Source organism: Massilia consociata, assembly GCF_042432755.1.
In the GTDB taxonomy this organism is placed as follows: domain Bacteria; phylum Pseudomonadota; class Gammaproteobacteria; order Burkholderiales; family Burkholderiaceae_D; genus Telluria; species Telluria consociata.
In genome coordinates this window covers 154,443-171,988 of the sequence record NZ_JBHLWP010000006.1, presented here as the reverse complement: position 1 = coordinate 171,988, position 17,546 = coordinate 154,443, and the positions used below count along the sequence as shown (strand labels likewise).

Sequence of the window (17,546 nt, the reverse complement as noted above, 5' to 3'; positions counted from 1 at the left end):
CGTCCGCTCCTTAGAACACGAAATCGAGGGCGACGGCGCCGACGGTCACGGTGTCCTTGAAGCCCGGCTGCGGGTTCAGGAACAGGCCAGTGCCGTTCTTCGGCTTGATGCGGTCGATCTGTACCTTCAAGGCCACCGAGCTGGCGAAGTCCCAGCGCACGCCGATGGTATTGGTCGACTGTTCGCCCTGGCCCACGCCGGTGTTCGGCAGGCGGCGCACGCCGGCGCCGAGCTGCTGCAGGGTCGGGGTGCAGGCTGCCGGGTAGCCGGGCGGGCAGGCTGCCGGCACGGTGTTGACGATGGCATTGTCGATCTTCAGGTTAGCGTGGCTGACGTAGGGCAGGAACTTGCCGATGCGGTAACCGCCCATCGCGTACCACGCAGTGGTGTCGTTGATGTAGCCGCTCTCGTTCTTGCGCTTTGCAAACTCGGATTGGACGACAATATTGTTCCAGTCCATTAGCAGGCCCAGCGAGCTGAAGGTGCCCTTGTCTTCGTCGGCTTCGATTTCGGTGGCCAGTGCGTTCAGCTGCGGCAGGCGATAGCCGGTACCGGCAGCACGCAGGCCGCCCACCAGGCCGTTGAGGTTGGCGTTGCCGCTGATGGTCATGTCGGTGCGGGCGTAGCCGCCGCGCAGGGTGAAGGGGCCGTGCTCGGCCACCACGTTCAGGGCAAGGATGTTCTTGCCGCGCGCATGCGTCGTATGGCTCAGCGGCGCCTTGGTGTTGCCGGCAGCCAGTTGCGAGGTCACGGTGGTGTCGCCGAAGCTGTGCTGCCAGGTGATGTCGGCGCCGTCGATGCTGCCCATCGGAATTTGCGAGTACAGCTCGGCCGGCGGACGCAGCATGGTGTTGGCATAGCCGACGTTGCGGTAGTCCGAGATCATGAACACCGGCAGGCCGACACGGCCCACGCGCACGCTCAGTTCATCGCTGAGGCGTGCCTTGGCAAATGCCCATGCCAGCTCGGCACCGAAATGGTCTTCGGCATCCTGGCGCACCAGCACCTGGCCGGTGAACGAGAGCCAGCTGTTGACCGACATGTCGGCCTGCAGGCCGAGGTTCGAGTCGATGCCGGTACGGAAATTCTTGGACGAGCCACTGCCCTGGTTCGGGCGGGCGAATTCGGCCTTGTCGGTGTCGGCGTAGGTCAGGGCGGCGGTGCCGAAACCGCTGACTTTCACTGGAGGGAAGCCGTTGCCGTCTTGCGCATGGGCCGTCACGGCTGCCAGCGGGAACGCCAGCAGGGTAGCAATTACACTTTTTTTCATCATCATTCTTGTTGCAAAAGCTGCTCGGGAAGAGAGGCGCTGAAAAGGCAGCAAACAGGTAGCGCCATGAAGCTCTGGCCCTAATTCTATCCACCGAGCAATTTTTGATGCAAGACAAATGATTACAATGCGAGATATTTCGTGTAGGAAAAAGACTACATGTTGTGTCTTTGAAACAGCGTGTTGTCAGTTTTAGTTCCACCAATGACAAGTAGTGCCGCCTGCCGGCAGCTGCGCCTGCATGGCACGGTGGATGATGCCGGCCCTGACGGCTTCGTCGGCATCGAAGATGCGGGCATTGCCCGTGAGGTTGGTGCGGATGTCGGTGGCGACGCCGGCGGCGGTGGTGGCGTCGAGGAAGATGCGGGCATAGCGTTCGGCGTCGAAATCGAGGCAGTCGCGCCATTCGGAGACGCGCGAATGGTCGGCCGCCACCAGGCTGCCGAAGCCCCAGTGCAGCGGATGGATCAGGAAACGGGTGCCGGGGCAGGCGTAGCGTTTTTGCCCGGCAAGGAAGATCACGACGGCGACCGACTCCACGCTGCCGATATTGAAGGTGGTGAGCGGCACCGGCAGCGACTTCAGGAAGAAATACAGCGCGAAGCCGGCGGTCATGTTGCCGCCTTCGCTGGACATGTGCAGTTCGATTTCGGTGGCGCCGTTCTGCAGCGCCTGCAGGCACAGGTTGCGCACCGTGCAGGCGGAGTTGTGGTTGATCGGCCCGATGAAATGAACGATGTGCAATGCCATGAGCTCTCCCGATGCGGTGAGCCCAAGGATAACGCGTTTGGGCGTCTTGCCGCGTCCGGATGGCGCTGGACGGCTTCTCCCTCAGCTTCCCCCTCAGCTCCCGCGATAGGTAGAGTACGACCACGGCGTCATCACCAGCGGCACGTGGTAGTTCTGCGCGCTGTCGAAGATGCCGAAGGCGATGGTCACGCGGTCGAGGAAGCGCGGGGAGGGCAGCTCGACGCCCTGGGTGGCGAAGTAGTCGCCGGCATGGAAGACGAGCTCGTAATGGCCGGTGCGCAACTGCTCGCCTTCCAGCAGCGGGGCGCCGCAGCGGCCGTCGCCGTTGGTGACATCCGTCTTGAGCAGGGTGCGGCCGCCGCCGGGTGCGTCAATGCGTGCGTCGAGCGCGTACAGCTCCACCTTGACGCCGGCGCCGGGCCGGCCGTGGGCGGTGTCGAGGACGTGGGTGGACAGTTTTCCCATATGGCTCCCATATTCCCTGGATGAGTTGAAGTATGCGGGCAATCATATACTGTTGTGGATCCTGCAATATATGATCGCCGATATACCCGCGTTTTCAATCCTCTTTCAACCTCGCTTCGCCGATATCCATGGACACCTACGCGAACTACCCGCGCGACCTCGTCGGCTACGGCCGCAACCCGCCGCACCCGCAATGGCCCGGCCGGGCGCGGGTCGCCCTGCAATTCGTGCTCAACTACGAGGAGGGCGGCGAGAACTGCGTGCTGCACGGCGACCCGGCGTCCGAAACCTTCCTGTCCGAGATCATCGGCGCGCAGGCGTTCCCGATGCGGCACATGAGCATGGAGTCGCTCTACGAATACGGTTCGCGCGCCGGGTTGTGGCGGGTGCTGCGCCTGTTCGAGGAGCGCCGGCTGCCGCTGACGGTGTTCGGCGTAGCGATGGCGCTCAAGCGCAACCCGGACGCGCTGGCCGCCTTCCGCGAACTGGGCCACGAGATCGCCTGCCACGGCCTGCGCTGGATCTCGTACCAGCATGTCGACGAAGACACCGAGCGCGCCCACATGCGGGAAGCAGTGCAGATCATCCGCGAGCTGACGGGAGAGGCGCCGCTGGGCTGGTACACGGGGCGGGATTCGCCCAACACGCGCCGCCTGGTCGTCGAGCACGGCGGTTTCGTCTACGACGCCGACCACTACGGCGACGACCTGCCGTTCTGGCAGCGGGTGGCCGTCAAGTCGCCCGGCGACGGGCCGGACAGCACGACGCACACCGTGCCGCACCTGGTGGTACCGTACACGCTCGACACCAACGACATGCGCTTCGCCGCCCTGCAAGGTTTTAACTCGGGCACCCAGTTCTTCGACTACCTGAAGGATGCCTTCGACGTGCTGTACCGCGAGGGCGACCCGAACGGCCTGGACCAACCGAAGATGCTGTCGATCGGCCTGCACTGCCGCTTGGTGGGGCGGCCGGCGCGGGCGGCGGCGCTGGCGCGCTTCCTCGATTACGTCGGCAGCCACGAACACGTCTGGATCGCGCGCCGCATCGATATCGCGCACCACTGGAAAACCGTGCATCCTTTCCTAGAATGAAAGGAGGCGGCGTTCCATTAGATATACGAATATATTGATAAGCAATATAAGGAAAATCTTATAAGTGTCCTGCCCGCAGGTGGTAGCCTTCCGCCCTTGGTTGAAAGTGAGCAAACATGTCAGAGCCGATCCGATTCTATTACCGCGGCGCCGTCCACGAAGTGCGGGACGTGGCACCGACGCAGACCGTCCTGCAGCACCTGCGCGAGGACCTGGGTTGCACCGGCACCAAGGAAGGCTGCGCGGAGGGCGACTGCGGCGCCTGCACGGTGGTGGTCGGCTCGCTGGAAAACGGCAAGCTGGAGCTGAAGGCGGTGAACGCCTGCATCCAGTTCGCCCCCACGCTCGACGGCAAGGCGCTGTTCACGGTGGAAGACCTGCAGCAAGCCGACGGCCGGCTGCATCCGGTGCAGCAGGCCCTGGTCGAGTGCCACGGCTCCCAGTGCGGCTTTTGCACGCCGGGCTTTGCGATGTCCCTGTGGGGAATGTACCTGAAGCAGGAAGGCCGCCAGCCCACGCGCTGCCAGATCGACGACGCGCTGTCGGGCAACCTGTGCCGCTGCACCGGCTACCGCCCGATCATCGACGCGGCCCGCCGCATGGTCGAGCTGCCGCCAGCGACGTTCGACCGTGCCGCGCTGGCCGAACGCCTGCAGGCCCTGCAGCGCGCCCACGGCTTCCGCTATGAAGCGAAGGGCGGGCGCTTCCACGTGCCGCGCACGCTCGACGAGCTGGTGCGCCTGCGCAGCGAACACCCGGGTGCGCTGCTGCTGGCCGGCTCGACCGACGTGGGCCTGTGGGTCACCAAGCACATGCGCGAACTGAACGACATCATCTACCTGGGCCAGGTCGAGGCACTCAAGTCGGTGGGCGAACACGAGGGCATGCTCGAGATCGGCGCCGGCGTGACGCTGAACGACGCCTACGCGGCCGTCTGCCGCCATTATCCCGACGAGCTGACCGAAATGTGGCAGCGCTTCGCCTCGCTCCCGATCCGCAACGCCGGTACCCTGGGCGGCAACGTGGCCAACGGCTCGCCGATCGGCGACTCGATGCCCTGGCTGATCGCGCTCGGCACGCAGCTCGTGCTGCGCGGCGCGGCGGGCGAGCGCGTGCTGGCGCTGGAAGACTTCTATCTCGGCTACCAGCAGAAGGACCTGCGCCCCGACGAATTCGTGCAGGCGCTGCGTATTCCATTGCGCCGCGCCGGCCTGCGCATGCGTACCTATAAATTGGCCAAGCGCTTCGACCAGGACATCTCGGCCGTGTGCGCCGCCTTCGCCATCACGCTCGACGGCGATACGGTAGCAGACGCGCGCATCGCCTTCGGCGGCATGGCCGCGACCCCGAAGCGGGCCGCCGGCGCCGAAGCGGCGCTCATCGGGCAGCCATGGAACGAGGCGAGCATGGGCGCGGCGATGGCGGCGTTGGCCCGCGATTACGCGCCCCTGAGCGACATGCGCGCTTCCAGCAGCTACCGCATGCAGGCCGCGCAGAACCTGCTGCGCCGCTTCTGGTTCGAGACGCGCGTGGACGATCCGCTGCCGGCAACCATGGTCAACGCCTTCGCGGCCGGCGCCTGAGTCAAGAAGGAGAACGGACATGAACGACGCAGGCACCCCGGAGCTGGCCGATGCGAACGGCGCGGCAAGCGCGGCAAGAGAGGCCGACGCGGCATGGAGCGAAGTCGGCCGCGCGCGGCCGCACGAGTCGAGCGTATTGCACGTGCTCGGCCAGGCCACCTATACCGATGACATTCCCGAGACCGCCGGCACGCTGCACGCGGCGCTCGGCCTGTCCAGCCGCGCCCACGCGCGCATCACCGCGATCGACCTCGCGCAGGTAGCCGCCAGCCGCGGCGTGGTGGCGGTGCTCACCGCGCGGGACATCCCGGGCCTGAACGATTGCGGCCCGATCATCCACGACGACCCGATCCTGGCCGATGGCCTGGTCCAGTATGTCGGGCAGCCGGTGTTCATCGTCGTCGCCGACAGCCACGACAACGCGCGCCGCGCCGCGAAACGCGCGCAGCTGACGTACGAGGACTTGCCGGCCATCCTCACGCCGCAGGAGGCGCGCGCCGCGCAGTCCTACGTGCTGCCGCCGATGCGCCTGGCCCGCGGCGACGCCGAAGGCGCCTTCGCCCGGGCGCCGTACCGCGTGAAGGGCGAACTGTACGTCGGCGGGCAGGAGCAGTTCTACCTGGAAGGGCAGATCGCCTACGCGATTCCGGGCGAGGACCGCGGCATGCACGTGTATTGCTCGACCCAGCACCCGAGCGAGATGCAGCACGTGGTCGCGCACGCGCTCGGCCTGCACTCGCACCACGTGGTGGTGGAGTGCCGCCGCATGGGCGGCGGCTTCGGCGGCAAGGAATCGCAGTCGGCCTTGTGGGCGTCCGCCGCGGCGATCGCCGCCGCGCGCCTGCGCCGCCCGGTCAAGCTGCGCGCCGACCGCGACGACGACATGCTCGTCACCGGCAAGCGCCACTGCTTCCACTATGAATACGAAGTCGGCTACGACCGCGAAGGACGCATCCTTGCGGCGAAGGTCGACATGGTCACCCGCGCCGGCTTTTCGGCCGACCTGTCCGGCCCGGTGGCCACCCGCGCCGTCTGCCACTTCGACAACGCCTATTACCTGTCGGACGTCGAGATCCGCGCCGCCTGCGGCAAGACCAACACCCAGTCGAACACCGCCTTCCGCGGCTTCGGCGGCCCGCAGGGTGCGATCGCCATCGAGTACGTGATCGACGAGATCGCGCGCAATCTCGGGCGCGACCCGCTCGACATCCGCCGCCTGAATTTCTACGGCAGCAGTGAGCTTGACGAGCGCAACGTCACGCCCTATGGCCAGGTCATCGTCGACAACGTCATCCACGAGCTCGTGGCCGAGCTGGAAGCGAGCAGCGACTACCGCGGACGACGCGCATCCATTGCCGATTTCAATCGCACCAGTCCCGTGCTCAAGAAGGGCCTGGCGCTCACCCCCGTGAAATTCGGCATTGCCTTCAACGTCACCCACCTGAACCAGGCCGGGGCGCTGGTGCACGTGTACGTGGACGGCTCGATCCTGGTCAACCACGGCGGCACCGAGATGGGGCAGGGCATCAACACCAAGGTGATGCAGGTCGTGGCGCACGAACTGGGCGTCGACCTCGGACGCGTGCGCGCCACCGCCACCAACACCAGCAAGGTAGCCAATACCTCCGCCACCGCGGCATCCACCGGCGCCGACCTGAACGGCAAGGCCGCCCAGGATGCCGCGCGCAAGATCCGCGACCGCCTGGCCGCATTCGTGGCCGCGCAGTTCGGCGGCGACGCTGCCGAGGTGCGCTTTGCGGACGACACCGTGTACGTGGCCGGCCAGGCGCTGCGCTTCGGCGAGGTGGTCGCCAAGGCCTACCTGGCGCGCGTGCAGCTGTGGTCCGACGGCTTCTACGCCACGCCCGGCCTGCACTGGGATCCGAAGACGATGAGCGGGCACCCGTTCTCATACTACGCGTATGGCGCGGCGGTGTCGGAAGTCATCGTCGACACGCTGACCGGCGAATGGAAGCTGCTGCGTGCCGACGCCTTGTATGACGCCGGCAACTCGCTCAACCCGGCCATCGATATCGGCCAGGTCGAGGGCGCCTTCATCCAGGGCATGGGCTGGCTCACCACCGAGGAACTGTGGTGGAACCCGGCCGGCAAGCTGATGACGCATGCGCCGTCCACCTACAAGATCCCAGGCATTTCCGACTGCCCGGAAGACTTCCGCGTGCGCCTTTTCAGGAACCGCAACGCCGAGGACAGCATCCACCGCTCCAAGGCGGTCGGCGAGCCGCCGCTGCTGCTGCCGTTCTCGGTGTTCTTCGCCATCCGCGACGCCATCTCCAGCGTGGGCAAGCACCAGGTCAACCCGCCGCTGAACGCGCCGGCGACGAGCGAAGAGATCCTGAAGGCGGTGGCGGCCGTGCAGGCCGCCACGGGCGCCCTCCCGGCCGCATGATGGACGACTGGCTTCCAGCGGCGCTGCGCGCGCCGGCGGTGCTGGTGACGGTGGCCCGCGTCGAGGGCTCCGTGCCGCGCGAGCCGGGTGCGCGCATGCTGGTGCAGGCGGGACGCTTCCACGGCACCATCGGCGGCGGACACCTGGAGCACCGGGCGCTGGAGATTGCGCGCGGCATGCTCGGGCAGGGCGGCGGCGACGCGCATATCGCGCGTTTTCCGCTCGGGCCGAGTCTCGGCCAGTGCTGCGGCGGCGTTGCCTACCTGGCGTTCGAGATGGCCGATCCGGAGCAGCTGGCGCTGCTCGACAAGCGCCGCAACGAAGACACCTGGCGCGTGGTATGCGTAGGGTGGGCGGCTTCGCCGCCCGCGCGTCCAAATCACGCCGGCGCAGAGGAAAATCATCCGACAGGGCGAGCGCTGCTTGAACGCGCGGCCGGCAGAGCCGGCCACCCTACGGCCCTGTTCGACGGCAGCGGGCGCCAGCTCGCTGGCGGAGACGTGCCCGCATTCGACCATGCCGCCGGCACCCATGTACTGGAGGAGGGCGGCCGCCTGTGGCTCGTCGATGCCGTTCTCGCCCCGCGCGAGCATCTGATGCTGTTCGGCGCCGGCCACGTCGGCGCGGCCATCGTGCGCGCGCTGGCCGGGCTGCCGTGCCGCGTCACCTGGGTCGACGAGCGCGACGCGCTGTTCCCGGCCGCCGTGCCGGCCAACGTGACGGTCGAGGCGACCGATACGCCCGAGGCGCTTGTTGAAAAAGCGCCACGCGGCACCAGCTTCCTGGTGATGACACACAGCCATGCTCTTGACCTGCGCCTGTCGCACGCGATATTGTCGCGCCCCTGCATGGCGCAGGCCGGCACTGGGCAAGCGGGCGCCGACTGGTTCGGCCTGATCGGCTCCGGCACCAAGCGCCGCCAGTTCGAACACCGCCTGCGCGAACGCGGCATCGCTGGCGCGCGCCTCGAGGCAATGGTCTGTCCCATCGGCTTGCCCGGCATCGAGGGCAAGGCCCCGGCCGTGATCGCGGCCTCCGTTGCGGCGCAGCTGCTGACCGTATGGGAAGCAGCTGCCCGCCAATCCGACGTTTCAACGGAAATCCACTCATGTCCACCGCACTGAACAACGTGCAAGCCTACCGTGCGAGCTTGCTGCATTTTCACGCCGACCCGGCCTTCCACGGCGAGGCCCATGCCTGGCACGAAGACGGCCTGCTGGTCGTCGAGGACGGCCGGATCAAGGCCGCCGGCGACCATGCCGCGCTCGCTTCGACCCTGCCGGCCGGGGTGACCCCGCTCGACTACCGCGGCCAGGTCATCACGCCCGGCTTCATCGACACGCACCTGCACTACCCGCAGACCGACATGATCGCCTCGCCGGCGCCCGGCCTGCTGCCCTGGCTCGAGACCTACACCTTCCCGACCGAGCGCCGCTTCGACGACCCGGCGCATGCGCGCGCGACCGCCGAGTTCTTCCTCGATGAGCTGCTGCGTTGCGGCACCACCACCGCCATTGTCTATTGCACCGTGCACCCGCAGTCGGTCGATGCCTTTTTCGAAGCGAGCGAGGCGCGCAACCTGCGCATGGTGGCCGGCAAGGTGCTGATGGACCGCCACTGTCCGGACTTCCTGCGCGACGTCCAGGGCGGCGTGGGCAGCAGCGCGGACCTGATCGCGAAGTGGCACAAGCGCGGCCGCCAGCTGTACGCGATCACCCCGCGCTTCGCCCCGACCTCGACCGACGCCCAGCTGCGCGCCACCGCCGAGCTGGCGCAAGCCTGGCCGGACACCTTCATCCAGACCCACGTCTCGGAAAACAAGGATGAGTGCAAGTGGGTGGGCGAGCTGCATCCGCAGGCCCGCAGCTACCTCGACGTGTACGAACGCTTCGGCCTGATGCGTCCGCGCGCGCTGTTCGGCCACTGCATCTGGCTCGACGACGAGGACTTCGCGCGCATGGCGGCGACCGGCTCGGCGGCCGCGGTGTGCCCGACCTCCAACCTGTTCCTCGGCAGCGGCCTGTTCGACTTCGAGAAGGCCGACGGCGCGCGCACGCTGCTCTCGCTCGGCACCGACGTCGGCGCCGGCACCTCGTTCTCGATGCTGCAGACCATGAACGAAGCCTACAAGGTGGCGCGCCTGAAGGGCAGCTACCTGCCGGCAGTGCGCATGTTCTACCTGGCCACCCTGGGCGCGGCCCGTGCCATGGGCCTGGAGGGCACGATCGGCAGTTTCGCGCCCGGCGCGGAAGCCGACTTCATCGTGCTCGACCCGAAGTCGACGCCGCTGCTGGCGCGCCGCACGGCGCACTGCGATTCGCTGGAAGAGCTGCTGTTCGCGCTGGCGCTGCTGGGCGACGACCGGGCGGTCAAGGCGACCTATTCGGCCGGCAGGCAGGTCCACGCCCGCGCATGATGTCGTAGGGTGGCCGGGTCTCCCGGCCGCGCGTTCAAGGGACGGATGAAAATCCGCACAGGCAGCATTGCCGTGATGTGAACGCGCGGTCGGCGAAGCCGACCACCCCGACGATAGCGATATTGCCAACGGTAACTCAACCGTATAGAGTTGCGCGGTCATGCAGGCGCCAGCCTGCCCTTGTTTGCACCAGTAACCGCACCAGAAAGTCCGATCCATGACCATCAAACTGACCGGCAGCATCCTGCTCGCCCTGGCCGTCGCCGGCGCCCCGCAGGCGCTGGCCAAGGGCCCGGCATCGAACGCCAACGAGGCCGCCACCGCCCGCCACTACGCCGGCCTGATCGCCGGCGAGCCGAAGACGTCCGAGCTGACCCTGTTCTTCACCCAGATGCCGAAGGGCGGCGACCTGCACCACCACTATTCGGGTTCGGTGTATGCCGAGACCTACGTGAACTTCCTCGACAAGCAGGGCCTGTGCGTCGACAAGCGCACCTACCGCATCGAGACCAACAAGGAAGTGGTCGCGGCCGAGCGCGCCAAGCCTGCCGCCGAGCGCAACTGCCTGTCCACGGCCGAGGTGTATGCCGACGACTACACCTACCGCGAGCTGCTGCAGCGCTGGTCGAACAAGGATTTCAATAACCACGGCGCGATCCAGCCGCCGCCGGACCGCCTGTTCTTCCAGACCTTCGGTTTCTTCGGCCCGGTGTCGAACGCGAATTTCCGCGAAGGCCTGCAGGAGCTGAAAAACCGCGCGATCCTGGAAAACGTCAGCTACATCGAGACCATGTTCAAGATGTCGCCCTTCGTCGTCAGCAAGGATTTCGACACCCTTGCCTGGCAGAACGCCAACGACGACAAGGCCTTCGACGCCCAGATGGGCGCCTGGCTGGCAGTGCTCGAGCAGGATGCGGCCTTCAGGAAGTCGACCGAAGACTTCGTCAACAAGATCCACGAGGCGGCCGAAGGCATCGACGACGAGCGCTTCACCATGCGCTACCAGACCTACGTCGTGCGCCTGATGAACCCGTCGCAGGTGTTCTCGTCGATGGTGTCAGGCTTCAAGGCTGCGGAAATGAGCGACAAGATCGTCGGCGTGAACATCGTGGGGCAGGAGAGCACCATGGTGTCGATGCGCGACTATTCGCTGCACATGAAAATGTTCCGTTTTCTGAAGTCGCGCTACCCGGACGTCAAGGTTGCAATGCACGCGGGCGAGCTCGCGCTGGGCGACGTGCCGCCGGAAGGCCTGAAGTTCCACATCGACCAGGCCCTCGTGATCGCCGGCGCCAACCGCATCGGCCACGGCATCGACCTGGCGCACGAGACCAATGCGCTCGCGATCATGGCGAAGATGCGCAAGGATGACATCCCGGTCGAGATCAACCTGACCTCGAACGCCTTCATCAGCGGCATCGAAGGCGCGAACCACCCGGTCACCCTGTACCGCAAGTATGGCGTGCCCTACGTGATCTCCACCGACGACGCCGGCGTCACCCGCCACAGCCTGTCGCACGAGTACGTGCAGTTCGCCAGCCGCTACAAGCCGGACTATGCGGAGATGAAGAAGACCTCGTACAACAGCATTCGCTACGCCTTCCTGCCAGTGGCAGAAAAACAACGACTGACCCGTCAGCTGGATCAACGCTTCATCGAGTTCGAAGCGAAGATTGCCGGGCTGGCGAAGCTGCAGGCCGTAGCCAAGTAAAACCTTGTAGACCGCTGCAAATGGCGATCCGGAGCCCTTCCGGATCGCCTGCCCGTCACCGCGGCCAGGTGACTTTTTGGCATTGAATTAGTAAAAATTCATGTTTTGTGGCCTTCGTGCTACAAATTCTCTTCTTCCTTCCCCGCTTTAACGAAATTCTTACTAAAAAAATTTCGTCCAGGAATGCCGCCCTTATAATCCCGCCTTGTGATTTTGCTGGGGATTTCCCTTACTTTGTAGCGTAGTAACAACGTGCTGGAGCGTATTTATACGACAAACGTATAAATATCGAAACCAAAACGAATTTGCCGGTTTGTCAACGCTCATGCATATTCGGGTATTGACGCCGCCAGGCATGCACCGTTTTCACACCATGCCGTCTGTAACTTCATTGTCATACGAGCACGTTACACTTGCCGCCGCCAGCCGGCAGGCCGCCGGCGCTACATGCAGCAAATAAAGATTGCAGTACTGTAAGAGAGGGGCAACCGTCGGCTGCCCGTTATAACTATTAAGTTAATTTTGGGGTTATCAATGATCACTCAACAACAGATCCGGCTCACCAAGCTTGCGCTGGCTTTGTCGGTTGCGTTGGCCGCTACGCCGTCCTTCGCACAGAACACCACCTCGGCCATCGGCGGCCGTATTTCGAGCGCTGACGGCACCCCTGCCGCTGGCGCCCAGGTGCAGATTGTTCACGCCGAGTCCGGTTCTGTCAGCAATGTCGTCACCGATGCGGAAGGCCGTTACGTAGCGCGCGGCCTGCGCGTCGGCGGTCCGTACACGATCGTCATCACCAAGGGCGGCGTCACCGAGCGCCGTGAAAACGTGTTCGTCCAGCTGGCCGAAACCGCCGCTGTGGATGCGACCCTGGGCCAGCAGATGCAGACCGTCACCGTGACCGGTTCGGCAGCGCGCTCGGAGATCTTCTCGAACCAGACCATGGGTTCGGTGACCAGCATCTCGCGCGCCGACCTGGAAACCCAGGCATCGATCAACCGTAACCTGCAGGACTTCGCGCGTATCGACCCGCGCGTCTCGCAGACCGACAAGGAACGCGGCGAGATGTCGGTGGCGGGCCAGAACTCGCGCTACAACTCGATGACCATCGACGGCGTCGCCATCAACGATACCTTCGGCCTGGAAGCCAACGGCAGCCCGACCGCCCGCCAGCCGATCTCGATGGAAGCGATCGCCTCGGTGCAGGTGAACGTCGCCAACTACGACGTGACCCAGCGCGGCTACACCGGCGCCAACGTCAACGCCGTCACCAAGTCGGGTACCAACGTGTACCACGGCGGCGCCTACTACGTGACCCGCGACGACCGCCTGGTCGGCCAGCGTTACAACCAGGCCACCGACAGCTACACCGATGCCCCGGAATTCAAGGAAAACACCAAGGGCCTGTGGGTCAGCGGCCCGCTGATCCAGGACAAGCTGTTCTTCTTCGCCCTGGCCGAAAATTTCGAAAGCAGCCGTAGCGGCCCGGACTTCGGCCCGATCGGCGCGAACACCGGCACCACCATCGGCATCAGCCCGACCCAGATCAATCGCCTGCGCGACATCGCCCAGAGCCGCTATAACTTCGACCTTGGCAGCACCGAGATCCCGGCCGGCACCAAGATGAAGTCGGAAGAGCGCATGATCAAGCTCGACTGGAACATCAGCGACGACCACCGCGCCAACTTCCGCTACTCGAAGACCTCGCAGAACGAGCCGATCTTCCCGGGCTTCTCGAACAGCGGCGTGTCGCTGAGCTCGCAGTTCTACAAGCAGGACAAGACCATCGAGACCATGGTCGGCCAGGTGTTCTCGGACTGGACCCAGAACTTCTCGACCGAATTCAAGATCTCGCAGCGCGATTATGACTCGGTGCCGATCAACAACGCTCAGCTGCCGACCATGTCGTTCCAGTTCAGCGGCGCCCTGCCACCGGACGCGCCAAGCGGCACCCGCACCGGCAACCGTTTCCTGAACACCGGTACCGAGAACAGCCGTCATAACAACGTGCTGGGCACCAAGACCCTCGACCTGTACGCGGGCGCCAACTACATGATGGGCGACCACGAGATCAAGTTCGGCGCCGATTACACCCAGAACAAGGTCTACAACGCGTTCCTGCAGAACGTGTTCGGCAACTACACCTTCGCCTGCGACAACAACTTCAGCTACACCTTCGGTTCGATCAACTGCGCCACCGCGACGGCGTCGCAGATCAACGAAGCGATCTACGAGAACTTCTCGCGCGGCCGTCCGACCTCGTACACCGTGCAGCTTCCGGTCGCCGGCGGTTCGCTGAACAACGCGATCGCCCAGTTCACGATGAAGAACACCGGCCTGTTCCTGCAGGATAACTGGACCGTCAACAAGAACCTGACCGTCAGCGCCGGCGTGCGCGTCGACCTGACCGCCGTGGACAACACTCCGCTGCGCAATGCGGGCGTCGCCCAGCCGACCATCGCCGGCAATGCCGCGACCTTCGTGCGTCAGACCGGCGGCTACGGTGTCGACAACACCCAGACCTTCGACGGCAACAAGCTGTGGCAGCCGCGCGTCGGCTTCAACTACAAGTTCGACTCGGCGCGCCCGATGCAGCTGCGCGGCGGTGTCGGCCTGTTCCAGGGCGCGGCGGCGACCGTCTGGATGTCGAACCCGTTCTCGAACACCGGCGCGGCAACCCGTATCGTTACGTGCTCGGGCTCGGGCGCGACCCGCTGCCCAAGCACGGACGGCACCTTCACCCCGGACGTGAACGCCCAGCGTACCGTGAGCGGCGCCACCCCTGCCTCGAACGTCGACATCCTGTCGCCGGACCTGAAGCAGCCGTCGATCTGGAAAGCCAACCTGGCATTCGAGCATGAACTGCCATGGAACGGCCTGGTGTTCGGCGCCGAGCTGCTTGCGACCCAGAACAAGGACGCGATCTTCTACCAGAACCTGAACCTCGGCGCACCGACCCGCATCGGTACCGATGGCCGCGAGCTGTACTACAACGCCAACGGCCTGAGCGCGTCCTGCTACACCTTCACCAACAACTCGGTGGGTAATGCAACGGGCTGCCAGAACACCGCCAAGGCGCTGTCGAACCTGAGCTACAACAACGTGCTGCTGGCCAAGGGCACCAGCAAGGGCGACGCCCAGATCGTGACCCTGTCGGTGACGAGCCCGACCCGCAAAGGCTTCGGCTGGTCGGTGGCCTACTCGCACACCAACGCGACCGAAGTCTCGCCGCTGACGTCGTCGACCTCGAACTCGAACTGGTCTGGCCGCTCGGTCTTCAACCCGAACGAGGAAGTCGCCGCCAACTCGTCGTACCTGGTAAAGGACCGCATCAATGCCCGCCTGTCGTGGGAGAAGCGCTTCTTCGGCAATTACCGCACCCGTCTCGGCGTCTTCTATGAAGGCCGTGAAGGCAAGCCGTACAGCTGGACCATCAACAACGACCTGAACGGCGACGGCCTGGCCGGCAACGACCTGATGTACATCCCGACGGCCTTCGGTTCGGGTGAAGTCGTGTTCTTCGGTGACACCGCGACCAACAAGACCAATGAGACCCGCTTCTGGGACGTGGTCAACGCCAACAAGGTCCTGCGCAATGCGAAGGGCGGCGTGGTCGAGCGTAACAGCGACTTCTCGCCGTGGACCAACAGCTTCGACGTGAAGATCACCCAGGAACTGCCGGGCTTCATGGCCAAGCACAAGGCCAGCTTCTCGCTCGACATCCTGAACTTCGGCAACCTGCTGAACAAGAAGTGGGGCCGTATCGAAGAAGTGGGCTTCCAATCGGCCGGCGCCCAGGCGCGCAGCTTCGTCGACTACGCCGGCCTGGATGCACAGGGTCGCTATGTGTACGCAGTGCGTAACAACGTGGAAGACCTGAACGTGCGCCAGTCCAAGGGCGAATCGCAGTGGGCCATCCAGGCAACCGTCAAGTACGAGTTCTGATCGATTCGCTTGATGTCACGCTTGTGATGTAGAGAACGGCCGGTGGCGACACCGGCCGTTTTTTCATGGGTGAAGGCCCCGCTTTCCGGCCCTGTAAGGATGGCCGGCAGGCGGGACCCCATGTGATAATGCGGGCGGCTCGACGAGCCTCCCGTCCCTGATCGAGAATATTCCATGACCGTTTCCCTGCACGTCCCGGCACGACTCCCGGCACGACTTTCCTGCGTCGCATTTGCCATCGCCTCTGCCCTGAGCGTGGCCGGCTGCACCACCACCGCGAGCCGCGAGCCGGTGACCATCAACCTGGTCGCCATCAACGATTTCCACGGCAACCTCGAGCCGAGCCGCTACACCCCGACCGGCCTTGATGGCGCCAAGGAACAGGCGATCCGCGCCGGCGGCATCGAGGCCGTGGCGGCGGCGCTGCAGGCCTGGCGCAAGGAGGACAAGGATCTGCTGTTCGTCTCCGCAGGCGACCTGGTAGGGGCCAGCCCCGCGCTGTCCTCGCTGTGGGCCGACGAGCCGACCATCGAGGCGATGAACATGCTGGACCTGCGCGCGAGCGCGGTCGGCAACCATGAGTTCGACGCCGGCCGCAAGGAGCTGCTGCGCCAGCAGCACGGTGGCTGCGATTCGCCGCGCCCCGCCAAGGCCTGCCAGATGGGTCCGGACTTCAAGGGCGCCAAATTCACCTACCTGGCGGCCAACGTCATCGACAGTGCGACCGGCAAGCCTTTTATTCCCGGGTACAAAATCGAGACCGTCAAGGGCGTGAAGGTCGGTTTGGTGGGCGTGGTGCTGCAGGATACCCAGTCGGTGGTGATGGCATCGGGCATCGCCGGCCTGGCGTTCGGCGACGAGGCCGAAGCGATCAACCGGGCGATTCCGGAGATGCGCCGCCAGGGAGCGGACGTGATCGTCGCCCTGGTGCACGAGGGCGGCACCACGACCGACAACCCGATGCAGCCGGACTGCGCCAACCTGAAGGGCCCGGTGGTCGACATCGCGAAGAAGCTGGACCCGGTCGTCAGGCTGGTGATCTCGGGCCACTCGCACCAGGGCTACCTGTGCAACGTGGACGGCCGCATCGTGACCCAGGCCGGCTCCTACGGCCACCTCGCGACCCGCATCGCCATGCAGGTGGACACGGCCAGGGACCGGGTGACCGGCCTGCGGGTGGAGAACGTCGTGCTGAAGCCGGGCGACTTCCCGGCCGACGCCCGGATGACCGCGTTCATGGCCTCGGTGAAGGAGCGCAGCCGCGCCGCCCTGATCCGTCCGGTGGCGCGCCTGGCGAGCGCACCCGTGCTGCGCATGCAGAACGAGGCCGGCGAGGCTCCGCTCGGCAGCCTGATCGCCGACGCCGTGCTGGCGGCGACCCGCAACGTGGGCGCGCAGATCGGCTTCATGAACGAAGGCGGCATCCGCAAGGATCTGGAAGCGGGGCCGGACAACGTGGCGGCCTTCGGCCAGGCCCAGGCTGTGCTCCCGTTCGGCAATACGCTGGTGGTCATGGACCTGACCGGCGCCCAGATCCGCACGCTGCTCGAACAGCAGTGGCGCTCGGCGTCGCCGAACGGTTCGATGCTGCAGGTCTCGAACGGTTTCAGCTACCGCTGGGACGCGAAGCGCCCGGTCGGCAGCCGCGTGCTCGACATCACCCTGGACGGCAAGCCGCTGGAAGCGGGCAAGACCTACCGCGTCGTCGCCAACGACTTCCTGGCCGAAGGCGGCGACAACTTCCCGGAATTTGCCAAGGGCAGCAACCGCCTCGAGACCGGCTTGCTCGACCTCGACGCGTTCACCGAATACCTGCGCAACATCGAGGGGCAGGGCGCGTCGCTGGCGCCGGCCGCGCCGCGCATCATGAAGGCACAATAAACAGCTGTACGCCAAACCGAA

The 17,546-nt window shown here is 65.4% G+C and carries 11 protein-coding genes; 8 read left to right on the top strand and 3 right to left on the bottom strand.

The genetic code is table 11. From position 1 onward, the window contains the following. Positions 1-10 precede the first annotated feature (10 nt). The 3 genes from ACFFJK_RS04865 to uraH all read right to left on the bottom strand — a co-directional run bounded on the left by ACFFJK_RS04865 (position 11) and on the right by uraH (position 2,485). A complete protein-coding gene (locus ACFFJK_RS04865) occupies positions 11-1,270 on the bottom strand; it encodes a hypothetical protein (protein ID WP_379678001.1) in 1,260 nt (419 codons plus the stop codon). A 192-nt stretch (positions 1,271-1,462) separates the two neighbouring features. Further along, entirely contained in the window at positions 1,463-2,020 is a 558-nt protein-coding gene (locus ACFFJK_RS04860) for a ClpP family protease (protein ID WP_379677999.1), read from the bottom strand. A 93-nt stretch (positions 2,021-2,113) separates the two neighbouring features. After that, positions 2,114-2,485: a hydroxyisourate hydrolase gene (gene uraH / locus ACFFJK_RS04855; protein WP_379677998.1), complete on the bottom strand. Its 372-nt coding sequence runs from the start codon at positions 2,483-2,485 to the stop codon at positions 2,114-2,116. Between the two features lie 128 nt (positions 2,486-2,613). Here uraH and puuE point away from each other — a divergent pair, with 128 nt between their 5' ends. The 8 genes from puuE (at position 2,614) to ACFFJK_RS04815 (ending at position 17,525) form a co-directional block, all read left to right on the top strand. Next, positions 2,614-3,579 (top strand): allantoinase PuuE, encoded by a 966-nt coding sequence (gene puuE, locus ACFFJK_RS04850; RefSeq protein ID WP_379677997.1) that lies wholly within the window; start codon positions 2,614-2,616, stop codon positions 3,577-3,579. Positions 3,580-3,695: 116 nt separating this feature from the next. After that, positions 3,696-5,162, top strand: coding sequence for a xanthine dehydrogenase small subunit (xdhA, locus tag ACFFJK_RS04845; protein WP_379677996.1), 1,467 nt, complete (start codon positions 3,696-3,698; stop codon positions 5,160-5,162). A 19-nt stretch (positions 5,163-5,181) separates the two neighbouring features. Continuing rightward, complete coding sequence (xdhB, locus tag ACFFJK_RS04840) at positions 5,182-7,572, top strand: xanthine dehydrogenase molybdopterin binding subunit (RefSeq protein WP_379677995.1); 2,391 nt, start codon at positions 5,182-5,184, stop codon at positions 7,570-7,572. Beyond that, complete coding sequence (gene xdhC / locus ACFFJK_RS04835) at positions 7,572-8,696, top strand: xanthine dehydrogenase accessory protein XdhC (RefSeq protein ID WP_379678269.1); 1,125 nt, start codon at positions 7,572-7,574, stop codon at positions 8,694-8,696. The genes xdhB and xdhC overlap by 1 nt, the downstream gene beginning before the upstream one ends. Further along, a complete protein-coding gene (guaD, locus tag ACFFJK_RS04830; protein ID WP_379677994.1) occupies positions 8,681-9,988 on the top strand; it encodes a guanine deaminase in 1,308 nt (435 codons plus the stop codon). The genes xdhC and guaD overlap by 16 nt, the downstream gene beginning before the upstream one ends. 217 nt (positions 9,989-10,205) lie before the next feature. Next, on the top strand, positions 10,206-11,699 hold the full coding sequence (locus ACFFJK_RS04825; protein WP_379677993.1) for an adenosine deaminase: 1,494 nt from the start codon (positions 10,206-10,208) through the stop codon (positions 11,697-11,699). Positions 11,700-12,233: 534 nt separating this feature from the next. Then, positions 12,234-15,644, top strand: coding sequence for a TonB-dependent receptor (locus ACFFJK_RS04820; RefSeq protein WP_379677992.1), 3,411 nt, complete (start codon positions 12,234-12,236; stop codon positions 15,642-15,644). 174 nt (positions 15,645-15,818) lie between these two features. Then, the gene (locus ACFFJK_RS04815; protein WP_379677990.1) at positions 15,819-17,525 is read left to right on the top strand and encodes a bifunctional metallophosphatase/5'-nucleotidase; all 1,707 of its coding nucleotides are present in this window, start codon (positions 15,819-15,821) and stop codon (positions 17,523-17,525) included. The last annotated feature ends 21 nt before the right edge of the window (positions 17,526-17,546 follow it).